The organism is Stenotrophomonas geniculata ATCC 19374 = JCM 13324 (assembly GCF_001431625.1).
GTDB lineage: Bacteria > Pseudomonadota > Gammaproteobacteria > Xanthomonadales > Xanthomonadaceae > Stenotrophomonas > Stenotrophomonas geniculata.
In genome coordinates, this window is record NZ_LLXT01000147.1 from 1 (window position 1) to 16297 (window position 16297).

Annotated in this window: 19 protein-coding genes; 9 read left to right on the top strand and 10 right to left on the bottom strand. The window is 67.9% G+C overall.

What is annotated here, in order from left to right; translation table 11 throughout:
* Both ARC63_RS19640 and ARC63_RS19645 read right to left on the bottom strand, forming a co-directional pair.
* On the bottom strand, window positions 1-528 hold a 528-nt coding region (locus ARC63_RS19640; protein WP_064968355.1), incomplete at its 3' end, for a mechanosensitive ion channel family protein.
* A gap of 34 nt (window positions 529-562) precedes the next feature.
* Window positions 563-742, bottom strand: coding sequence for a hypothetical protein (locus ARC63_RS19645; protein WP_057504189.1), 180 nt, complete (start codon window positions 740-742; stop codon window positions 563-565).
* 126 nt (window positions 743-868) lie between these two features.
* Between ARC63_RS19645 and ARC63_RS19650 the strand changes: the two genes are divergently transcribed.
* Genes ARC63_RS19650 through ARC63_RS19660 form a run of 3 tightly spaced genes read left to right on the top strand, consistent with a single transcriptional unit; the run spans window position 869 to window position 2869 of the window.
* On the top strand, window positions 869-1447 hold the full coding sequence (locus ARC63_RS19650; protein WP_019337006.1) for an RNA polymerase sigma factor: 579 nt from the start codon (window positions 869-871) through the stop codon (window positions 1445-1447).
* Window positions 1444-1977: a hypothetical protein gene (locus ARC63_RS19655; RefSeq protein ID WP_057504190.1), complete on the top strand. Its 534-nt coding sequence runs from the start codon at window positions 1444-1446 to the stop codon at window positions 1975-1977. Before ARC63_RS19650 ends, ARC63_RS19655 begins: the two co-directional genes overlap by 4 nt.
* 10 nt (window positions 1978-1987) lie before the next feature.
* Window positions 1988-2869 carry a DUF4097 family beta strand repeat-containing protein gene (locus ARC63_RS19660; protein WP_005414223.1) on the top strand — a complete coding sequence of 294 codons (882 nt, stop codon included), beginning with the start codon at window positions 1988-1990 and terminating at the stop codon, window positions 2867-2869.
* Window positions 2870-2918: 49 nt separating this feature from the next.
* On the opposite strand, the gene ARC63_RS19665 is transcribed toward ARC63_RS19660, so the two are convergent.
* The 3 genes from ARC63_RS19665 to ARC63_RS19675 form a co-directional block, all read right to left on the bottom strand.
* Window positions 2919-3101 (bottom strand): hypothetical protein, encoded by a 183-nt coding sequence (locus ARC63_RS19665; RefSeq protein ID WP_005410566.1) that lies wholly within the window; start codon window positions 3099-3101, stop codon window positions 2919-2921.
* Between the two features lie 11 nt (window positions 3102-3112).
* On the bottom strand, window positions 3113-3406 hold the full coding sequence (locus ARC63_RS19670; RefSeq protein WP_053462562.1) for a YkgJ family cysteine cluster protein: 294 nt from the start codon (window positions 3404-3406) through the stop codon (window positions 3113-3115).
* 229 nt (window positions 3407-3635) lie between these two features.
* On the bottom strand, window positions 3636-4997 hold the full coding sequence (locus ARC63_RS19675; RefSeq protein ID WP_057504191.1) for an Hsp70 family protein: 1362 nt from the start codon (window positions 4995-4997) through the stop codon (window positions 3636-3638).
* Between the two features lie 181 nt (window positions 4998-5178).
* Here ARC63_RS19675 and ARC63_RS19680 point away from each other — a divergent pair, with 181 nt between their 5' ends.
* Window positions 5179-5514: a zinc ribbon domain-containing protein YjdM gene (locus ARC63_RS19680; protein ID WP_010482882.1), complete on the top strand. Its 336-nt coding sequence runs from the start codon at window positions 5179-5181 to the stop codon at window positions 5512-5514.
* 6 nt (window positions 5515-5520) lie between these two features.
* On the opposite strand, the gene ARC63_RS19685 is transcribed toward ARC63_RS19680, so the two are convergent.
* Complete coding sequence (locus ARC63_RS19685; protein ID WP_057504192.1) at window positions 5521-6675, bottom strand: transglutaminase domain-containing protein; 1155 nt, start codon at window positions 6673-6675, stop codon at window positions 5521-5523.
* Between the two features lie 228 nt (window positions 6676-6903).
* Between ARC63_RS19685 and ARC63_RS19690 the strand changes: the two genes are divergently transcribed.
* From ARC63_RS19690 to ARC63_RS19705, 4 genes are all read left to right on the top strand, one after another.
* Window positions 6904-7506 carry an HD domain-containing protein gene (locus ARC63_RS19690; protein WP_019337000.1) on the top strand — a complete coding sequence of 201 codons (603 nt, stop codon included), beginning with the start codon at window positions 6904-6906 and terminating at the stop codon, window positions 7504-7506.
* Between the two features lie 50 nt (window positions 7507-7556).
* Window positions 7557-7730, top strand: a complete 174-nt coding sequence (locus tag ARC63_RS19695; protein WP_049398321.1) for an oxidoreductase-like domain-containing protein — start codon at window positions 7557-7559, stop codon at window positions 7728-7730.
* Window positions 7727-8344 carry a DUF998 domain-containing protein gene (locus tag ARC63_RS19700; protein WP_057504193.1) on the top strand — a complete coding sequence of 206 codons (618 nt, stop codon included), beginning with the start codon at window positions 7727-7729 and terminating at the stop codon, window positions 8342-8344. The genes ARC63_RS19695 and ARC63_RS19700 overlap by 4 nt, the downstream gene beginning before the upstream one ends.
* Window positions 8345-8422: 78 nt before the next feature.
* Window positions 8423-9769, top strand: coding sequence for a virulence factor family protein (locus ARC63_RS19705; RefSeq protein WP_057504194.1), 1347 nt, complete (start codon window positions 8423-8425; stop codon window positions 9767-9769).
* A 98-nt stretch (window positions 9770-9867) separates the two neighbouring features.
* Here the strand turns inward: ARC63_RS19705 and mprF are convergent, their stop codons facing one another.
* Window positions 9868-12432, bottom strand: coding sequence for a bifunctional lysylphosphatidylglycerol flippase/synthetase MprF (gene mprF, locus ARC63_RS19710; protein ID WP_057504195.1), 2565 nt, complete (start codon window positions 12430-12432; stop codon window positions 9868-9870).
* Window positions 12433-12623: 191 nt separating this feature from the next.
* Between mprF and ARC63_RS19715 the strand changes: the two genes are divergently transcribed.
* On the top strand, window positions 12624-12971 hold the full coding sequence (locus ARC63_RS19715) for a RidA family protein (protein ID WP_005410556.1): 348 nt from the start codon (window positions 12624-12626) through the stop codon (window positions 12969-12971).
* 51 nt (window positions 12972-13022) lie between these two features.
* On the opposite strand, the gene rnfB is transcribed toward ARC63_RS19715, so the two are convergent.
* From rnfB to metG, 3 genes are all read right to left on the bottom strand, one after another.
* Window positions 13023-13436, bottom strand: a complete 414-nt coding sequence (gene rnfB / locus ARC63_RS19720) for an Rnf electron transport complex subunit RnfB (RefSeq protein ID WP_010482896.1) — start codon at window positions 13434-13436, stop codon at window positions 13023-13025.
* Window positions 13437-13461: 25 nt separating this feature from the next.
* On the bottom strand, window positions 13462-14052 hold the full coding sequence (locus tag ARC63_RS19725) for an HAD family hydrolase (RefSeq protein WP_010482899.1): 591 nt from the start codon (window positions 14050-14052) through the stop codon (window positions 13462-13464).
* A gap of 76 nt (window positions 14053-14128) precedes the next feature.
* Window positions 14129-16210: a methionine--tRNA ligase gene (metG, locus tag ARC63_RS19730; protein ID WP_049411854.1), complete on the bottom strand. Its 2082-nt coding sequence runs from the start codon at window positions 16208-16210 to the stop codon at window positions 14129-14131.
* Between the last annotated feature and the right edge of the window lie 87 nt (window positions 16211-16297).

Genomic DNA, 16297 nt, shown 5'->3' on the forward strand with positions numbered 1-16297 from the left:
GAGGTAAAGGTTGTTCGGCAGCTGCAGCACCGTGCCTTCGTGGCCGTCGCCGGTCTCCTGCAGCGTGGTGTAGATCAGGTTCACGTCGATCACCCGGCCCTTCAGGCCCGGCTTCTCGCCGTTCTCCAGCACCTCGATGTAGTCGTGCAGGCGGAACGGGCGGGTGGTGAAGATCAACAGCGTGCAGAAGATGTTGGACAGCACGCTCCACGCCGCGAAGAAGGCCACCGCGCCCACGGCGGCGAAGCCGGTAAACGCGGTCCACAGCACCGACGGCTTCGCGCCGAGCAGGCTGAGGATGTAAAGCAGGGCACTGAAATAGACCACGAAACTGGTGATCCGGCGTGCACCCATCACCATTTCGGGCGGCAGCGTGTAGTGCTCGGCGAAGCGGCGGATCAGGCGACGGGCGAGCACGCGCAGGAGCCACGCAACCAGCAGCACCAGTACGATCTGCACGGCGACGCCGGCGTAGTTCAGCCACGGGTGGGTCCAGGCGGGCAGGTGATCCTTCAGCGACAACATCATGGGGCGACTACGGAGGGGGAAACGGCCCCCGATGTTACCCGGCGCGTGCGGGGGATTCGACCGCCGGGGTCCAGGCCAGGCAGACCAGCTCCTGGCGGTGCTGCTGCAGGCAGGCGCGGCCGTTGTCGGGGCGCAGTTGCAGTGACAGGCCCAGCGCCTGCAGCAGGATGCAGGCGGTGATCACCAACAGGGCGGCGCAGGATGGGCTGGACATGGCAGGACTCCTGGACGGCAATTTTGCGAAGGACCTTCCATGGATGCAGCAGCCATCAAAAAGGTTGCATGGCATTGATCGTGGATGAGCTCTAAACCTTTTTCCGGGTTGCCGCATCCAAGCGATATGCTCGACACCACCATGCCCGCGCTGCCTGCCGCCAACGACGCCGTCGACGAACCCGCCCTGGTGCGGGCGGCCGCCGCCGGCGACACCGCGGCCTATGAACTGCTGTACCGGCGCCACGCGCCCCGGGTATTCGCTGTGCTGTGGCGGCTGTGTGGCGGCCAGCAGGCACGCGCCGAGGACGCGCTGCAGGAAGCGTTCCTGCAGGCATGGAAGGCGCTGCCGGGCTTCCGTTTCGAGAGCAGCCTGTCGACCTGGCTGCACCGGCTGGGCGTCAACGCCGCGCTGATGGAACTGCGCGGGCGTGCTGCCGGGCAGGACCATGACAGCCTCGACGAAGTGGACGGAGGGTTGCAGGAACTGGCGGTACACGACCGCTGTGCCGGCACCGAACGCGACCTCGAACGGGCGCTGTCGACACTGCCGCCACGGGCACGTGCGGTACTGGTACTGCACGACATCGAAGGCTGGAAACACCAGGAAATCGCCGAACAGCTGCAGATGGCCGTCGGCAGTTCCAAGGCACAGTTGCATCGTGCGCGCGGCCTGTTGCGCGCACGGCTGGGAGACATGACATGAATACACCCGACCACGATTCCGACCACGATCTACTGGCACGGCTGCGCGCGCTGCCAAGCGAGCGCGACGTACCCACCGATGGCTGGGCACGCCTTTCGGCCCAGCTGCCGCCGCGTGAGCCGCAGGCGGCGCCTGCGCCGGGCGACAACGTGGTGGCCCTGCCGAACCGTTCGCGTCGGCGTTGGTGGTTGCCGGTGGGTGCGGTGTTGGCGGCCAGCCTGGCGGTCTACGCCGTGGCGCCGTGGCGCCATGCGCAGCCAGAGGTGCCGGTACCTTCAGCACTGCAGCTGCAGGCGGCGGCGATGACCGAGCAGTACCAGCAGGCCGTTGCTTCGCTGCCCGATGGACGGGCGCCGGAATGGCAGCCGGCCCTGCACGAACTGGATGAAAGCGCGGCGCAGATCCGTGCCGCCCTGGCGCAGGACCCGCGTGCGCCGCACCTGCTTGGCCAGCTCAAGCGCACCTATGCGCTGCGGCTGGAACTGACCCGGCAGGCGGCCTATGCCGCCGAGTCCGGCTTGACGACCTGAGGAGACCCCCATGACCCGAACCCTGATTTCCTGCTGTGTCGCGCTGCTGCTGGCCCCTGCCGTAGCACTGGCCGACACCCGCATCGACGAGCGCCACACCCTGGCCGCGGGCGGTCGCATCGAGCTGAGCAACGTGGCCGGCAAGGTGACCGTGCGTGGCTGGGACCGCAATGACGTGCAGCTCACCGGCACGCTCAGCGACGGCCTGCAGTTGCGCCAGGAGAAAAGCGCCAACCGGGTGCGCTGGGAGATCGAATATCCGCGCCGCAGCAACAATGGTGGCGCGACGCTGGTGCTGAACGTGCCGCGCTCGGTGGAGCTGCTGCTGAGCACGGTCAGCGCCAGCCAGGACATCAGTGGCATCGATGTGCGACGGCTGCAGGCCGACACGGTCAGCGGCAGCCTGAGCGCAGCTGGCCGCAGTGGCGACAGCAAGCTCAACACGGTCAGTGGCAGCGTCAGTGCACGCCTGCAGACGCCGAAGCTGGACGTGAATACGGTCAGTGGCCGGATCGAGGCCGGCGGCGGGGTATCCGGTGATATCGGTGCGCAGACGGTGTCTGGCCGGGTCGAGGTGGACGCCGGGCGCGTGCAGCGGCTGGCGGTGGAGACCGTCTCGGGCAGCATCGATCTGGCAGCAGCCGGATTGGCACCCGGTGGCCGCATCAATGTCGAATCGGTCAGTGCCTCGGTCACGCTGAGCCTGCCGCGCACGGTGTCGGCACAGCTGTCGGTGAACAGCTTCAGCGGGTCGATCAACAGCGATGCCGGGCAGGTGGAGCGGCCGCGCTATGGGCCGGGCAGCCACCTCGATACCCGGCTGGGCGGCGGCGACGGTGACATCCGCATCCAGTCGCATTCGGGCAGTGTGCGGGTACGCCTGGACCGCTGAGCGCGATCCGGCAGGCCGCGGCGGCAGCGCCGCCGCGGTCAGTGTTGGGTCAGCTGGCCTTCTTCAGTGCCCAGGTGGTGCCGAGAACTTCGATCTTGCCACCGGCCTTGCGGAACGCTGCCAGGTCCGAAGCGATCGAATCGCTGCTGACCACGGTGCTGGCGGCCGCGCCCTTGCGTTCGCTGCGGATGCTGTTGCTGGCCTTCGCGGGGGTCTTTGCCTTGCGGGGCATGGTTGCTCCTGTCAGGTGGAAGGGGAGGAAAGCGCCCAGGCGTCGGCCTGGCGCAGGTAGTCCTGCCGCTCGCGGCGGCAGTCATCGCCGCCCATCGAAAACTGGCGGCAGATCGCCGGGCGCTGCGAATAGATCGTGCAGCGCAGGTGATAGGGATCGATCGCCGCACACCAGCCTTCCTCGTTGCGCGCCATCACGGCACGGCCGTGGGTGTCGCGTGACAGGAACTGGCCAGGCACGTGGTCGCCGGGCTGCAGCAGCACGGGCAGCCGGCAACAGACCGCGTCACAACGGCGGCAGTCGATGGGTGCAGGTGCTGCGTCAGGTTGTAAGGCCACAGGGGCCTGGCGGGTGCCCAAAGCGGGTCTCGATGGCGGCTCAGGTGCTGCGCGGACCATGAACGAGCCAGGAAGGCATGGCCGCTAGGCCCGCAGGGCGGGCCAGGCTGCACCGTGGACACACACCGGCGTGGCCGGTGGAAGGTGCAGCGGAGTTCTAGCCGACCAAGAGTAACTTAGACCGCGTAACGTTTTGTTAATCCTGGCTGGCTGCCGCCAAGGCCAGGCCCTGGACCACGCCCAGCGAGGGCTCGCCGTGGACCATGCGGGCGCCCGGGAAGGCCTCGGCCACGGCCTGGCGCAGGTAACCGGCGCGGGACATGCCGCCGGTGAGGAACACCGCATCCGGGTCGCCCCCGATGTCGCTGCGGACCTGGGCCAGCAGTTCCCGGATCTGCTCCAGGTAGCCATGGGCGGCGGCGGCCAGGCCATCGGCGCTGCTGTCGGCATGCAGGTCGCGGGCGATGTAGTCCAGCGTGCTGCGGTGCTCGCTGGCGGCGCTGAGGGCGATCTTGGCGCGTTCGACGTCGCGGTACAGCCGCGCGGTGTTGCCGGTGTCCTGCAGCGCCTGCAGGCGGTCGCCCCACGGTGCGTCCACATGGTCGTACTTGTGCAGGCGGAACTCGCGCTGGCGGGTCATGTCCTGCACGGTGGCCGCTTCCACGTAGTGGTGGGCGGGCACGCGGGTGATGCCGCGGCCGAACAGCGGCATGTAGCTGGACAGGCTCAGCGCCAGGTCGATGTCGGTACCGCCGCGGGCGATACCCCAGGCGCGGTGGATGCGCGGGGCATCGTCGCCGCCGACTTCGGCATGCGCGATGTCGGTGGTACCGCCACCGATGTCGACGATCACCGCCTGGTGCCGCTCGCGGCTTTCGGCGTGGTAATGCATGGCCGCCGCGGCCGGTTCCTCGAGGAAATCGATCTGGTCGAAGCCGGCCTGGGTGGCGGCCTCGCGCAGGATGTCCAGCGCCTGGTCGTTGCCGGCCGCACCGATCGAGCTGCGGAACTGCACCGGGCGACCGAGCAGGGCGGCACGCAGCGGCTGGCCGAGCTGGGCGCTGGCAGTCAGGCGGATGTGCTCGAGGATGTGTGCGGCGATGCCGGTGATGGTCTGCTTCGCGCGCGGGTGCAGGTTGTAGCCCAGCATCGACTTCGGGCTCTGCACCAGGTTGCCTTCGTGTTCCTCGAAATAGGCTTCCAGCGCGTCATCGCCGTAGACCGCGTTCTGCAGCAGGTCGCTGGCGCTGCGTTCCTTGCCGGCGCGGGCTTCCATCCATTCCCGGCGCAGTGCGCGCAGGGCTTCGCGGCGCAGTGCCTGTGGCGTGCGTTCCTGGCCGGCGGCACGGGCTGCGCGCGCGGCGCTGTCGATCATCTGCTGCAGCTGGTGTTCCTGGCCGTCATCGAGCTGGAAGTCGTCCGGATCGGGCACCACGCCGGGGAAATACACGCTGGTGCGGAACTGCTCGGCATCGCCGAAGCGGATCGGCAGCAGTTTTCCCTCATGCACGATGGCGGCGGCGGAGTTGCTGGTACCGAAGTCGATGCCGAGGCGCATGGGAGTTCCGGGGGCGATCAGGGGCCGCGCACTCTGCTGCAGTTCGCCGCCGACTGCAAGTTCCAGCGGGCGTGCTGTTCTGGTCCGGGTCCAGTGGGCAGCCCGGAGCCTGCCCGGAAAAGGGCCGGGGAAGCCAGCCGGTTACAATGGCGGCTGTTGATTCACTTTGAGGTATTTGCTGATGTCTTCTGCCCCCGCCTGCCCGCAGTGCACCCTGGAAAACACCTACGCCGATGGTGCGCTGTGGATCTGCGCCGACTGCGGTTTCGAATGGACCGCCGAGGAAAGCGCCGGGTCCACCCTGGTCGTGCGTGACAGCAACGGCAATACCCTGCAGGCCGGCGACACCGTCACCGTGATCAAGGACCTGAAGGTGAAGGGGTCTTCGATCCCGCTCAAGCAGGGCACCGTGATCCGCAACATCCGCCTGGTCGAGGATGATGCCGAGCACATCGAAGGCAACTCGGACAAGATCAAGGGCCTGGTCCTGAAGACCTGCTTCCTCAAGAAGGCCTGATCACCTTCAGCGCCTGGCCTGCTGCTGCGCGCGCCAGCGGGCCAGGCTGTCCAGCTTGGCCTGGTAGCGCGCCTGCTCCGGCGCGCCCCCCAGTTCCTGTGCACGCAGCAGTTCGCGATCGGCGCGCTTGAGCTGGCCAGCCAGGAAATAGACCCGCGCCAGCCCGAAGTGGAACTGATGCGCGGTGTCATACAGGCGCACGGCCTGCCGGTAATAGCGGATCGCCTGGTCCAGCTGGCCGGCCCGTTCGGCCTTGGCGCCGAACATGTACTGCGCGAACGGGTCTTCGCGCTGCACCGATTTCAACCGGCGCTCAAGTGACTGCGCCTGCGCGGTCAAGCCCAGGCTGCGGAACAGCGCGGAGGCATTGGTCAGTGCGGCATCCTGGCGGCCGTCCAGCTGCAGCGACCGGTCCAGCGCCTGCCGCGCCGCCTCGTTGTTGCCTTCGCGGTGGTCGAGCACGCCGAGGTTGTTCCACACTGGAGCGAACCTGCTGTCCTGAGCCACGGATGCGTCGAAGAATGCACGGGCGCCGCCGAAGTCACCGTCGGCGAGGCGCTCCGCACCCCGGTTGTTGTAGAAATGCGCCAATGCCCGCGCACGGCTCACGGGAACCGGCCCGCGGCGGTCATAGAGCACATTGCGATCCAGGTCGACGGTACCGAAACGCCCGCCGACATCGACGCCGGCATTGACGTGGCCGACGCTGTAGACCACGCCCGCGTCCTGGTCCTGGTACCAGGACACCGCCTGCCCGACTTCCTGCACGCGGGCCTGGATGCCCGCCTCCCGCGCAAGCGTCACGAACAGCAGGGTGAAGGCCAGACAGTTGGCGCGGCGGTGCTGCCAGATATCGCTGACGGTGTAGGTCGCATTGGCGTCGTACTGCAGGTCCAGCCCGTGCTGGTCGAAGATCATCTCCACGAGCGCCTGCAGGCGCTGGTCGCGGGAGTAGCTGCGCTGGATCACCTGCTTCTGGAGCATCGCACGCAGGTCCGCGGGAATGGCGAACACTTCTTCCGGGGTCGGCACGCGTGCGGCCGACACGGTGATGGTCGGGGTCGTCACCACGTCGGCGGGCAGTGCCTGGCCTGCGCCGAAGGCAGGAGCACAGAAGGCCAGCAGCGAAAGGGTGAGGCAATGGGCGGCAGAACGGTACATGACGGTTCCCGGCAGCGGCGGGCGCTCCCGCCTGGGGCGAGTGTATTCCCATGGATGCCCAGCTGCAGCGACCGTTGGTCGGCGCCGCGTTCATCCACAACCGATGTGGACCAGCGCGCGACAAAGCTGTGGACAACTGGCTCCGGGCCTCGCCTGGCAAGCGTTGTGAGTGTGTGGTGAAAAAACCGCCAGCTTGCCCGGCGCCGGCACAGGCGGGATGATCCGGGCATGGACTTCTCACCGCTGACGCTTGCCCCGGCGCAGTGGCAGGCGCTGCAGGACAGCTATGCCACGCCGCCACGCGCCTACCACCACTTCGGCCATGTGCGCGCGGTGCTGCAGCACTGCCAGGAGGTGGCCGACGGCCCCGGCTGGAAGCAGCCGGCCGAGATCTACCTGGCCGTGCTCTATCACGACGCGATCTACCAGGCGGGTCGCAAGGACAACGAGGCGCGTTCGGCGCAGCTGGCCCTGCAGGCGATCGCACAGGCGCCGGCGCTTGCCGGTGTCGACGCTGCTCGCGTGGAGCAGTTGATCCTGCTGACCGCCCGCCATGGCGCGCTGGGTCCGGAGGATGTGGATGCCGAGGCGGCGCTGTTCCTGGACTGCGACATGGCGATCCTGGCTGCACCGGAGCCGGTGTTCGCCGCCTATGACCGTGGCGTGGCCGAAGAATACAAGGGCGTGGTGCCCGGCTTCCTGTACCGTGCCGGCCGTCGCCGATTCCTGCAGGGCCTGCTGCGCGCACCGCGGATCTTCCTCAGTGAGTTCTTCCACCAGCGCCTGGACGCGGCCGCCCGTGACAACCTGCGTCGCCAACTGGGTGGTTGAGCCGGCCCGGTACACTGGTGTCCTGTTTCCAATGATTGTTGTTTCCGACCGTGTCCGTTCCTGATCCCGATCCCCGCCCGCTGCCACCGGAAGAGCCCGGTCCCAACGAGTGCTGCGGCAGTGGCTGCCCGCTATGCGTGCTGGACCTGTATTCCGATGAGCTGCAGCGCTACCGCAAGGCACTGGCCGAGTGGAAGACGCGGCATCCCGAGGCCGCACCATGAGCCGTGCGCGCCCGGCGGCGGTGCTGGCACTGGTGGCGCTGCTGCTGTTCGTGGCCACCGCGCTGTGGACCCAGGTCGCGCGCAGTGATCTGGACTGGGTGCGGGCGACCTTGAGCCTGTACCTGCACGGGCCGTGGGGGCTGGCGTTGCGTGCTGCCTACTGCCTGCTGGCGCTGGCCATTGCCGCACTTGGCATTGCGCTGTATCGCGGCAGCATCGGCCCGCGGCGCAGTGCGGCCGCCCCCTTGCTGTTCACGGTTTCCGCGCTGGGCCTGGCGACGGTGGCGATCGGCGACAGCTGGCTGCCTGAAGCGACGCCGCTGCTGGCACCGTTCATCCATGGACTGGCAGCCAACACGGCGTTCCTGTGTGCCAGCGTCGGCATGCTGTTGCAGGCCTGGTACCTGCGCCGCGAACCGGGTTGGCAGTCCGCCGCGGGCCTGCTCTGGGGCTGGGCATGGCTGGCCTTCGTGCTGCTGTGGCTGCATGTGCTGTGGCGTGGTGGACCACCGCGTGGGCTGGGACAGAAAGTGGTGATCGCGGTGATCGTTGGCTGGCTGCTGTATCTGGCGATGGCCCTGTACCGTCGCAGCCGCCAGCCCGCGGCCCACTGAATCCCCAACGGCCTGCGCCGGTACGTGCCGTGCACGCGGCGGCGGCGTATCGTGTGCGCATTCCATCGGGGATGCGATATGAAGCGTGCAGGGCTGGGCAGGGCAATGGGTGTGGTACTGGCGCTGGCCGCGCTGCCGGCGACGGCAGCCGTGACCCCGCAGCAGTTCAGCCATGGGCGGTTCGAGCAGATTCCGGTGCACATGCCGGCCGGCACGCCGCAACGGGTGGTGATCTGGTTCCACGAACCCACGGCCGGCGGTGACACCAGCCGCCTGCCGATCGAGGCCCTGCGTGCCGATGGCGCGCTGGTCGCGGCAGTGGACATTGCGCACCTGCGCGGTGTGCTCAAGCGCGAGGGGGACCCGACCTGTTCGTTCGGTTCCGGTGACGTCGAGAATTTCTCACGCTGGCTGCAGGCCTCGCTGCATCTGCCCGGCTACCACCTGCCGCTGGTCGGCGGTGATGGCGAAGGTGCCGAGATGGCCTATTCGCTCGCGGCGCAGGCCGATACCCAGGTGTTCGCCGGTGTACTCACCACCGGCTTCTGCCCGGACCACAACCACCAGCGCATGGTCTGCGGCGATGGTGTGAAGCACAACAGGCTGCAGCCTGCCGAACTGAATTTTCCGTGGTTGAGCGCGGCAGGTGATCACGGCTGCAAGGTGGGCCGGGCCAACCAGTTCGTGCAGCAGGTCGCCATGGCGCGCGAGTTCAAGCGCACTGCGCGCGGTGATGCGTCACCGGGCCTGGTGGCTGCGGCACGGGTGATCGGCGCGCAGGCCGGCGTCAGCCTGGCCCCCCCGCCTGCTGCACTGAAGGGCCTGCCGGTGGTGGAAATGCCGGCGACCGGCAACGGCGATACGCTGGCGGTTTTCGTCTCCGGCGACGGTGGCTGGGCTGGCCTGGACAAGAACGTGGCGTCGTCACTCAACGAGCATGGCGTGGCGGTGGTCGGCATCGATTCGCTGCGTTACTTCTGGAGCGAGCGCACACCGAAGGGCTTTGCGGGCGACCTGCAGAAGATCATCGACCACTACCGCCAGCAGTGGCACCGCGACAAGGTGATGCTGATCGGTTTCTCGCAGGGCGCCGACGTGCTGCCGGCCACGATCAACCAGCTCGACGCCGGTACCCGCGAGGCGCTGGAGCGCATCGTGCTGCTGTCGGTGGGCAGGAAGGCCGACTTCGAATTCCATGTCAGCAACTGGCTGGGCGGTGGCGGCGACGGCCTGCCGATCGCGCCGGAAGTGGCCAGGCTGCCGGCGGAAAAAACGTTGTGCGTGTACGGCGACAAGGATGAGGACGCACTGTGCCCGGACCTGTCGGCCAATGACGGCGTGAGGAAGGTGAAGCTGCCGGGCGATCACCATTTCGGGGGGGACTACGATCGCTTGGCCGAAGTGATCCTCAAGGGCGGGGCGTAGCGTCAAGCCATGCCCGACCACTGTCGCCGCCGTGTCGACCAAGGTCGGCACCTACCGTGCAGTGGGTAGCGTCGAGCCATGCCCGACGCATCGCGGCTTCAGTTCCGCTGCGGATCCAGCGAGATCAGGCGCGTGGCATCCAGCAGCGCGGCCGGCAGATGCATGCCGCCGGGCGCCGCGAGATAGCGTGGCCGCCACTGCGGATCGAACTTCGACTTGAAGCGGCGCAGGCCACTGAAGCCATAGAAGCGTTCGCCATGCCGCGCCAGCAGGCCGGCCAGGCGGTTCCAGCGACCGGCCAGCCGATGCTGGGCCAGACCGGACAACGGCGCCATGCCCAGCGAGAAACGCGCATAACCCTGCGCGCGGCCCCACAGGAACAGTTCGATGAAGAGGAAGTCCATCGTGCCCTTCGGTGCTTCGTTGACGTGGCGCATCAGGTCGACCGACAGCTCGGCGCCGGCCGGTGCCTGCCACAGGTTGGCGAACGCCACGATCTGGCCTTCGGCCTCGACCAGCGCTACCGGGAAGCGCACCAGGTAATCGGGGTCGTAGCTGCCCAGCGAGAAGCCCTTCTCATCGCCGGCCTTGTCTTCCAGCCATGCATTGGAAATTGCGTGCAGGCGCGGCAGCAGGCTGGGAATTTCCTCCACCGGTGCCACGCGGAAGGACAGGCCGCCGCGTTTGCCACGGTTCCAGGCCTGGCGCAGATCGGCGCGTTCGCGACCTTCCAGCCCGAAATCATGCAGCGGCACCATCGCTTCCTCGCCCAGCTTGACCAGGCCCAGGCCCAGGTCGAGGTAGGTCTGCCAGTAGGTCTCGCCCACCTGGTAGAACACCGGGCGCAGGCCCAGCCGGTCGGCTTCCTCGCGGAAGCGCCAGATCAGCGCGCGCGCCACGTCAGGCGGGCCGACCGGGTCGCCCATCGCGATCAGCGAACCGCCGTAGCGCTGCATCATCACGAAGCCCTGTTTCGCATCATCGCGCAGCACCGCCTTGTCGGCGGTCAGTACCAGGCAGGCCTGGGTATCGGTGGCGCCGGCCAATACCGGCGCCAGTGATTGCAGCGTGGCTTCGTCGGCGGCCGGCAGCGGGCTGCGGGTGCTGTGCAGCAGCCGCGCCAGGCCGAACATCACCAGCGCGATGGCTACCACCAGCAATGCACGCAGCGCGCGCGGTGCGTTGCCCGACACCGCGAACTGCCACCACAGCTCGTTCTGGTACTCGACATGGCTGTAGGTGAAGAACAGCAGCCAGGTGACCGCGACCAGCACCAGGCCGAGATTGCGCAGCCACGGCCACGACCAGGCTTCGTCCAGCAGCGCACCCTGGCGGTAGAACTCGCGACGTGCGGCCCACAGCGCCATCGCCACCAGCACTGCCGAGACGGCGATCAACAGTTGGCCACCGCGCAGCCACAGCGGCAACGGGGTGATCACGCACACCGCCATTGCCAGCATCCACGCGGCGTGGCTGCGTCGGGCCAGGCCCTGGCCGATCAGCAGCAGGGCGACGCCGCTGAGGCTGCCGATCAGGTGCGAGGTTTCCAGGATCGGCAGCGAGGCGTTCACCAGGTGACGGCGTGGCGTCGGCAGCGTGCCGTCGATGACCAGCGCGGCGCCGATGCTGAATACCGCCAGTGCGATGATCTGCGGCAGCCATGGGCGCAGCGCGTTCCAGCCAGCACGGGTTGCCCCGGCGCTGGCCTGCAGCGGCTGACGCAGGGCGGGCGCAAGGGCAAGCAGGGTGGCCAGCAGCAGCGGCAGCACGTAGTAGGTGACACGGTAGATCAGCGCTGCCGCCAGCACCGCTGCCGGTGCCACCTGCGGCAACAGCTTCAGCAGGCTCCACTCGAACACACCCAGGCCCGCGGGCACGGTGGAGACCAGGCCGGCCAGCACTGCCACCAGGTAGAGGCCGACGAAGCCCGGCAGGCCGGTTGGCGTGGAGTCTGGCAGCAGCACGTAGAACGCGGCACTGGCCAGCACCAGCTCGATGACGCTGAGTACGGTGACACCGATCATGGTGCGGCGATCGGGCAGCCACAAGGCGTGACCGAACACGCTGAACTGCCGTCCATCGCGGCCGACCAGCAGCACGGTGCCGAGATAGGCGAGCAGGGCAACGATGCCGACGATGCGCACGGCATCGGGATTCAATGGCAATGCCAACGCTGCCGCGGCGGGTTCCATGCATAGGGCCACGCTGATCAACAGCCATGCACCGAATACGAAACCGAGCGTGCTCATCAGCACCACCTGGCCGATCTGCGCCAGGTCCAGGCCGGCGCTGCGGTAGCCGCGCAGGCGCACCGCGCCACCGGTCAACGCGGCAAAGCCCACGGTCTGGCCCAGCGTGTGCGCAAGGAACGCGGTGATGCCGACGCGCGCCGGGTGCACGCGGATGCCGCTGCGACGCAGGCCGATGGCATCGAAGCCGATCAGGCAGGCGTAACTGGCCAGGCCGAGTACCACGGTGAGCGCGATCTGCGTGCCGCTGAGCTGCCGGAACGCCTGGCGGATCGCACGATAGCCGTGCTCGTCGAACTCATTGGCCAGGCCGTGCAGGGCCAGGGCGAGGATCAGCAGCGGGATGACGATGGTGGCAACCCGCTTCCAGGTTGGCGTGGAAGGGGCAGTGGTGGAATCGACGGGGGCGGTCATCGGCGCAAGGGTGCGGCAGGAGGGGCGAGGGCGGTGTCAACGCGGGCGTGGCGCATCGTGCGCCTGTCATCGTCATTTGACCAGTGGGACCGTCGGAGCCCGGTAGTGACTGTCGCGGAGGGTACCCGTGCACCCACCGTCGACCGGTTTGGAGGACAATGCAGGCCTGATCAACCGCAGGAGCCACGCCCATGATGGAGCGTTACGACGTCGGACCGCGCATGTCCGAAATGACCGTATACAACAAGGTCGCCTACCTCTCCGGCCAGATTCCGGAAGACACCAGCCAGGACATCACCGGCCAGACCCGGCAGGTGCTGGCGGAGATCGACAAGCTGCTGGCGCTGGTCGCCAGTGACCGCCAGCACGTGCTGCGCGCCGAAGTGTTCCTGGCCGACATGGCCGACTTCGACGGCATGAACAAGGCGTGGGACGAGTGGGTGGTTGAAGGCGCGACCCCGGCACGTGCCACGGTCGAGGCCAAGCTGGCCCACGCTGACTGGAAGGTCGAGATCGTGGTGACGGCGGCAGTACCGTAACGATTGAATGGGGTCAGATCCTTTTCGCTCAGGAAAGCGGATCTGACCCCGTTACAGCGGCACCAGCTCGATGCAGTCCACCGGGCATGGCGGGATGCACAGCTCGCAGCCGGTGCACAGATCGGCGATTACCGTGTGCATGTACTTGGCGCCGCCGACGATGGCGTCCACCGGGCAGGCCTGGATGCACTTGGTGCAGCCGATGCAGTCGGCTTCCACGATCAGCGCCACCTGCGGCGCCTTGTGCTCGCCGCGCGATCGATCGAAGGGAATGGCAGGTACTCCGAGCACCTGCGCCAGTGCGCGCGCACCGGTATCTCCGCCCGGCGGGCAGCGGTCCACGCCTGCCTCGCCGCGAGCCATCGCCTGCGCATACGGGCGGCAACCGTCGTAGCCGCATTGCCCGCATTGGGTCTGCGGCAGCAGGCGGTCGAGGCGTTCGGTCAGGGGCGGGATCAGGCTCATGCGTGGCGAAGGCTGCGCGTTGGGGTCATTTCAGGGGTTTGCCACGGAACCAGCGCTCGTGGGCCAGGGCCAGCATCGGCTTGTCTTCGGAACTGTCCCCGTAGGCATGGATGCGCACGTAGCGCGACAGGTCGAACTGGCGACGGATGTGCTCAACCTTGCGCGGGCCACAGTCGCCACCGGCATAACGGCCTGTGAGGCGGCCGTCCTGGCTCTCCAGCCGGTTGCAGATCAACTGCAGGCCCAGCTGTTCGCACCATGGCCGCAGGTACAGGTCCAGCGAGCCGGACACGATCACCACGGTGTGCTGCTGTTCCTTGTGCCAGCGGATCTGCTCCAGCATTTCCGGGCGCACCACGTCGGGCAGGAACTCACGCGAGAAGCCGGCGGCCAGCGTGGCGATGTCATCGCTGTGGCGGTCGCTGAAGGTCAAACGGGTGACGCGCGCGCGGATGCGCTCGGCCGATATCAGTTTCAGCTTATACGCGGCCAGCCATGGACCAATCTTCCACCACGCCTGTGCCAGCTGTTCGGCGGTGGCCACGCGGCGCAGGAAACGGCCGTAGGTATCGCAGGTGGTCACGGTGTGGTCGAAGTCGAACAGCGCCAGTTCCATTCCGTTGCCTCCCATCGCGTTGCCCTGTGGCCGGTGCTGCCGGCGGGCGTGGCCGCAACCACGCCCGCTGCAGGCATCAGCGGACCGGCATGCCCGGCTGTGCGCCGCTGTCGGCGTCCAGCAGCGCCAGTGCGCCGCCGTCGAAACCGGCCGACAGGATCATGCCTTCGCTCAGGCCGAAGCGCATCTTGCGCGGGGCCAGGTTGGCGATGAACACCACGCTGCGGCCAACCAGCGTTTCCGGCTCGCCGTAGCTGCCGCGGATGCCGGAGAAGATCTGGCGCTTGCCCAGCTCGCCGGCGTCCAGTTCGAAGCGCAGCAGCTTGTCCGAACCTTCCACGAACTCGCAGACCAGCACCTTGCCGATGCGCAGGTCGAGCTTGGCGAAATCGTCGATGCCGATGTAGGCCGGGGCGTCGGCGCTCTTTGCGTCGTCCTTGGCCGGGGCCGAGGCGGCCGGCTTGACCGCTTCGGTCTTGGCGGCGGGGGCGGCGGCAGCGGCCGGCTGCAGGGTGTCCTTGGAGGCGTCGATCATGGCGTCAATCTTCTTCGGGTCGATACGGGTGAACAGCGGGGTGTAGTCGGTGATGCGGTGGCCCAGCAGCGGCTGCGCCAGTTCGGTCCAGTCGTTGACCGGCGCGGCCAGGAAGGCCTCGGCCTGCGCGGCGGTGGCCGGCAGCACCGGCTTCAATGCGGTGACCAGCACGCGGAACAGGTTCAGGCCCTGGCTGCACACGGCCTGCAGCTGCGCGTCGGCGCCTTCCTGCTTGGCGATGACCCACGGCTTGACGTCGTCGATGTAGCGGTTGGCTTCGTCGGCCAGGGTCATGGTCAGGCGGATCGCTGCGGCCGGGTCGTTGCGCTCGTAGGCTTCACGGATCGGCGCCAGGCCGTCGACGAAGCGCTGGTACTGCGCGGCATCAGGCAGCTGCGCGGCCAGCTGGCCGTCGAAGCGCTTGCTGATGAAGCCGGCGCAGCGGCTGGCCAGGTTGACGAACTTGCCGACCAGGTCGGCGTTGACGCGGGCGATGAAGTCACCCAGGTTCAGGTCGAGATCGTCGACGCCTCCGCCGGACTTGGCGGCGTAGTAGTAGCGCAGCGCTTCCGGTTCCAGGCCGGCGTCGAGGAAGGTGCGGGCCATCACGAAGGTGCCGCGCGACTTGCTCATCTTGGCGCCGTCCACGGTCAGGTAGCCGTTGACGTGCAGGCGGGTCGGCGCGCGGTGGCCGGTACCGTGCAGCACCGCCGGCCAGAACAGGCCGTGGAAGTTGACGATGTCCTTGCCGATGAAGTGGTGCAGCTCGGTGGCGGTACCGGCGCGCAGATGCGCTTCGAAGTCCTCGCCGATCCTGCCGCACAGAGTCTGGAAGCTGGACAGGTAGCCGATCGGCGCGTCCAGCCAGACGTAGAAGTACTTGCCCGGCTGGCCGGGAATCTGGAAACCGAAGTACGGTGCATCGCGCGAGATGTCCCACGCGCGCAGGCCACCTTCGGCATTGAGCCACTCACCGAGCTTGGCCTTCACGCCCGGCAGGGCGACGTCGCCGGTCAGCCATTCGCGCAGGAACGCGTCGAAGTGGCCCACCTCGAAGAAGAAGTGCTCCGAATCGCGCATTTCCGGCGTGGCACCGGAGATCACCGAACGCGGTTCCTTCAGGTCGGTCGGCGCATAGGTCGCGCCACAGACTTCGCAGTTGTCGCCGTACTGGTCGGGGCTGCCGCAGTTCGGGCAGATGCCCTTGACGTAGCGGTCGGGCAGGAACATGCCTTTGGCCGGGTCGTAGAACTGCGCCACCGAACGGCGGCTGATGTGACCGGCCGCTTCCAGCTTCAGGTAGAACTGCTCGGTCAGCGCCTTGTTGGCCGCCGAATTGGTCGAGTCGTAGTGGTCGAAGGCCACGCCGAAGGCGGCGAAGTCACGTTCGTGGCTGGCCTGGATGTTGGCGATGAAGGTTTCCGGGGTGACCCCGGCCTTTTCCGCGGCCAGCATGATCGGCGTGCCGTGGGTGTCGTCGGCGCAGACGAACCAGGCCTTGCCGCCGCTCATTCGCCGCGCACGCACCCAGATGTCGGCCTGGATGTAGCCGACCAGGTGGCCCAGGTGCAGCGGGCCGTTGGCGTAGGGCAGGGCGGTGGTGACGAGCGCGGTACGGGTCATGGTCGCGGGGTGAAGCCGAGGGGAACCGCAGAGTATCGCATGCCCGCAACGAGGTGACCCGGCCGGGGCCGGGTCACCTCGTTGCGG

What these genes read in the sequence shown, in the direction of transcription:
- ARC63_RS19645 (WP_057504189.1), bottom strand. Translation starts at nt 742, where the DNA reads ATGTCCAGCCCATCCTGCGCCGCCCTGTTGGTGATCACCGCCTGCATC.
- ARC63_RS19660 (WP_005414223.1), top strand. Translation starts at nt 1,988, where the DNA reads ATGACCCGAACCCTGATTTCCTGCTGTGTCGCGCTGCTGCTGGCCCCT.
- ARC63_RS19715 (WP_005410556.1), top strand. Translation starts at nt 12,624, where the DNA reads ATGATGGAGCGTTACGACGTCGGACCGCGCATGTCCGAAATGACCGTA.
- metG (WP_049411854.1), bottom strand. Translation starts at nt 16,210, where the DNA reads ATGACCCGTACCGCGCTCGTCACCACCGCCCTGCCCTACGCCAACGGC.
- ARC63_RS19680 (WP_010482882.1), top strand. Translation starts at nt 5,179, where the DNA reads ATGTCTTCTGCCCCCGCCTGCCCGCAGTGCACCCTGGAAAACACCTAC.
- ARC63_RS19705 (WP_057504194.1), top strand. Translation starts at nt 8,423, where the DNA reads ATGAAGCGTGCAGGGCTGGGCAGGGCAATGGGTGTGGTACTGGCGCTG.
- ARC63_RS19665 (WP_005410566.1), bottom strand. Translation starts at nt 3,101, where the DNA reads ATGCCCCGCAAGGCAAAGACCCCCGCGAAGGCCAGCAACAGCATCCGC.
- ARC63_RS19700 (WP_057504193.1), top strand. Translation starts at nt 7,727, where the DNA reads ATGAGCCGTGCGCGCCCGGCGGCGGTGCTGGCACTGGTGGCGCTGCTG.
- ARC63_RS19650 (WP_019337006.1), top strand. Translation starts at nt 869, where the DNA reads ATGCTCGACACCACCATGCCCGCGCTGCCTGCCGCCAACGACGCCGTC.
- ARC63_RS19690 (WP_019337000.1), top strand. Translation starts at nt 6,904, where the DNA reads ATGGACTTCTCACCGCTGACGCTTGCCCCGGCGCAGTGGCAGGCGCTG.
- ARC63_RS19675 (WP_057504191.1), bottom strand. Translation starts at nt 4,997, where the DNA reads ATGCGCCTCGGCATCGACTTCGGTACCAGCAACTCCGCCGCCGCCATC.
- ARC63_RS19685 (WP_057504192.1), bottom strand. Translation starts at nt 6,675, where the DNA reads ATGTACCGTTCTGCCGCCCATTGCCTCACCCTTTCGCTGCTGGCCTTC.
- rnfB (WP_010482896.1), bottom strand. Translation starts at nt 13,436, where the DNA reads ATGAGCCTGATCCCGCCCCTGACCGAACGCCTCGACCGCCTGCTGCCG.
- mprF (WP_057504195.1), bottom strand. Translation starts at nt 12,432, where the DNA reads ATGACCGCCCCCGTCGATTCCACCACTGCCCCTTCCACGCCAACCTGG.
- ARC63_RS19725 (WP_010482899.1), bottom strand. Translation starts at nt 14,052, where the DNA reads ATGGAACTGGCGCTGTTCGACTTCGACCACACCGTGACCACCTGCGAT.
- ARC63_RS19655 (WP_057504190.1), top strand. Translation starts at nt 1,444, where the DNA reads ATGAATACACCCGACCACGATTCCGACCACGATCTACTGGCACGGCTG.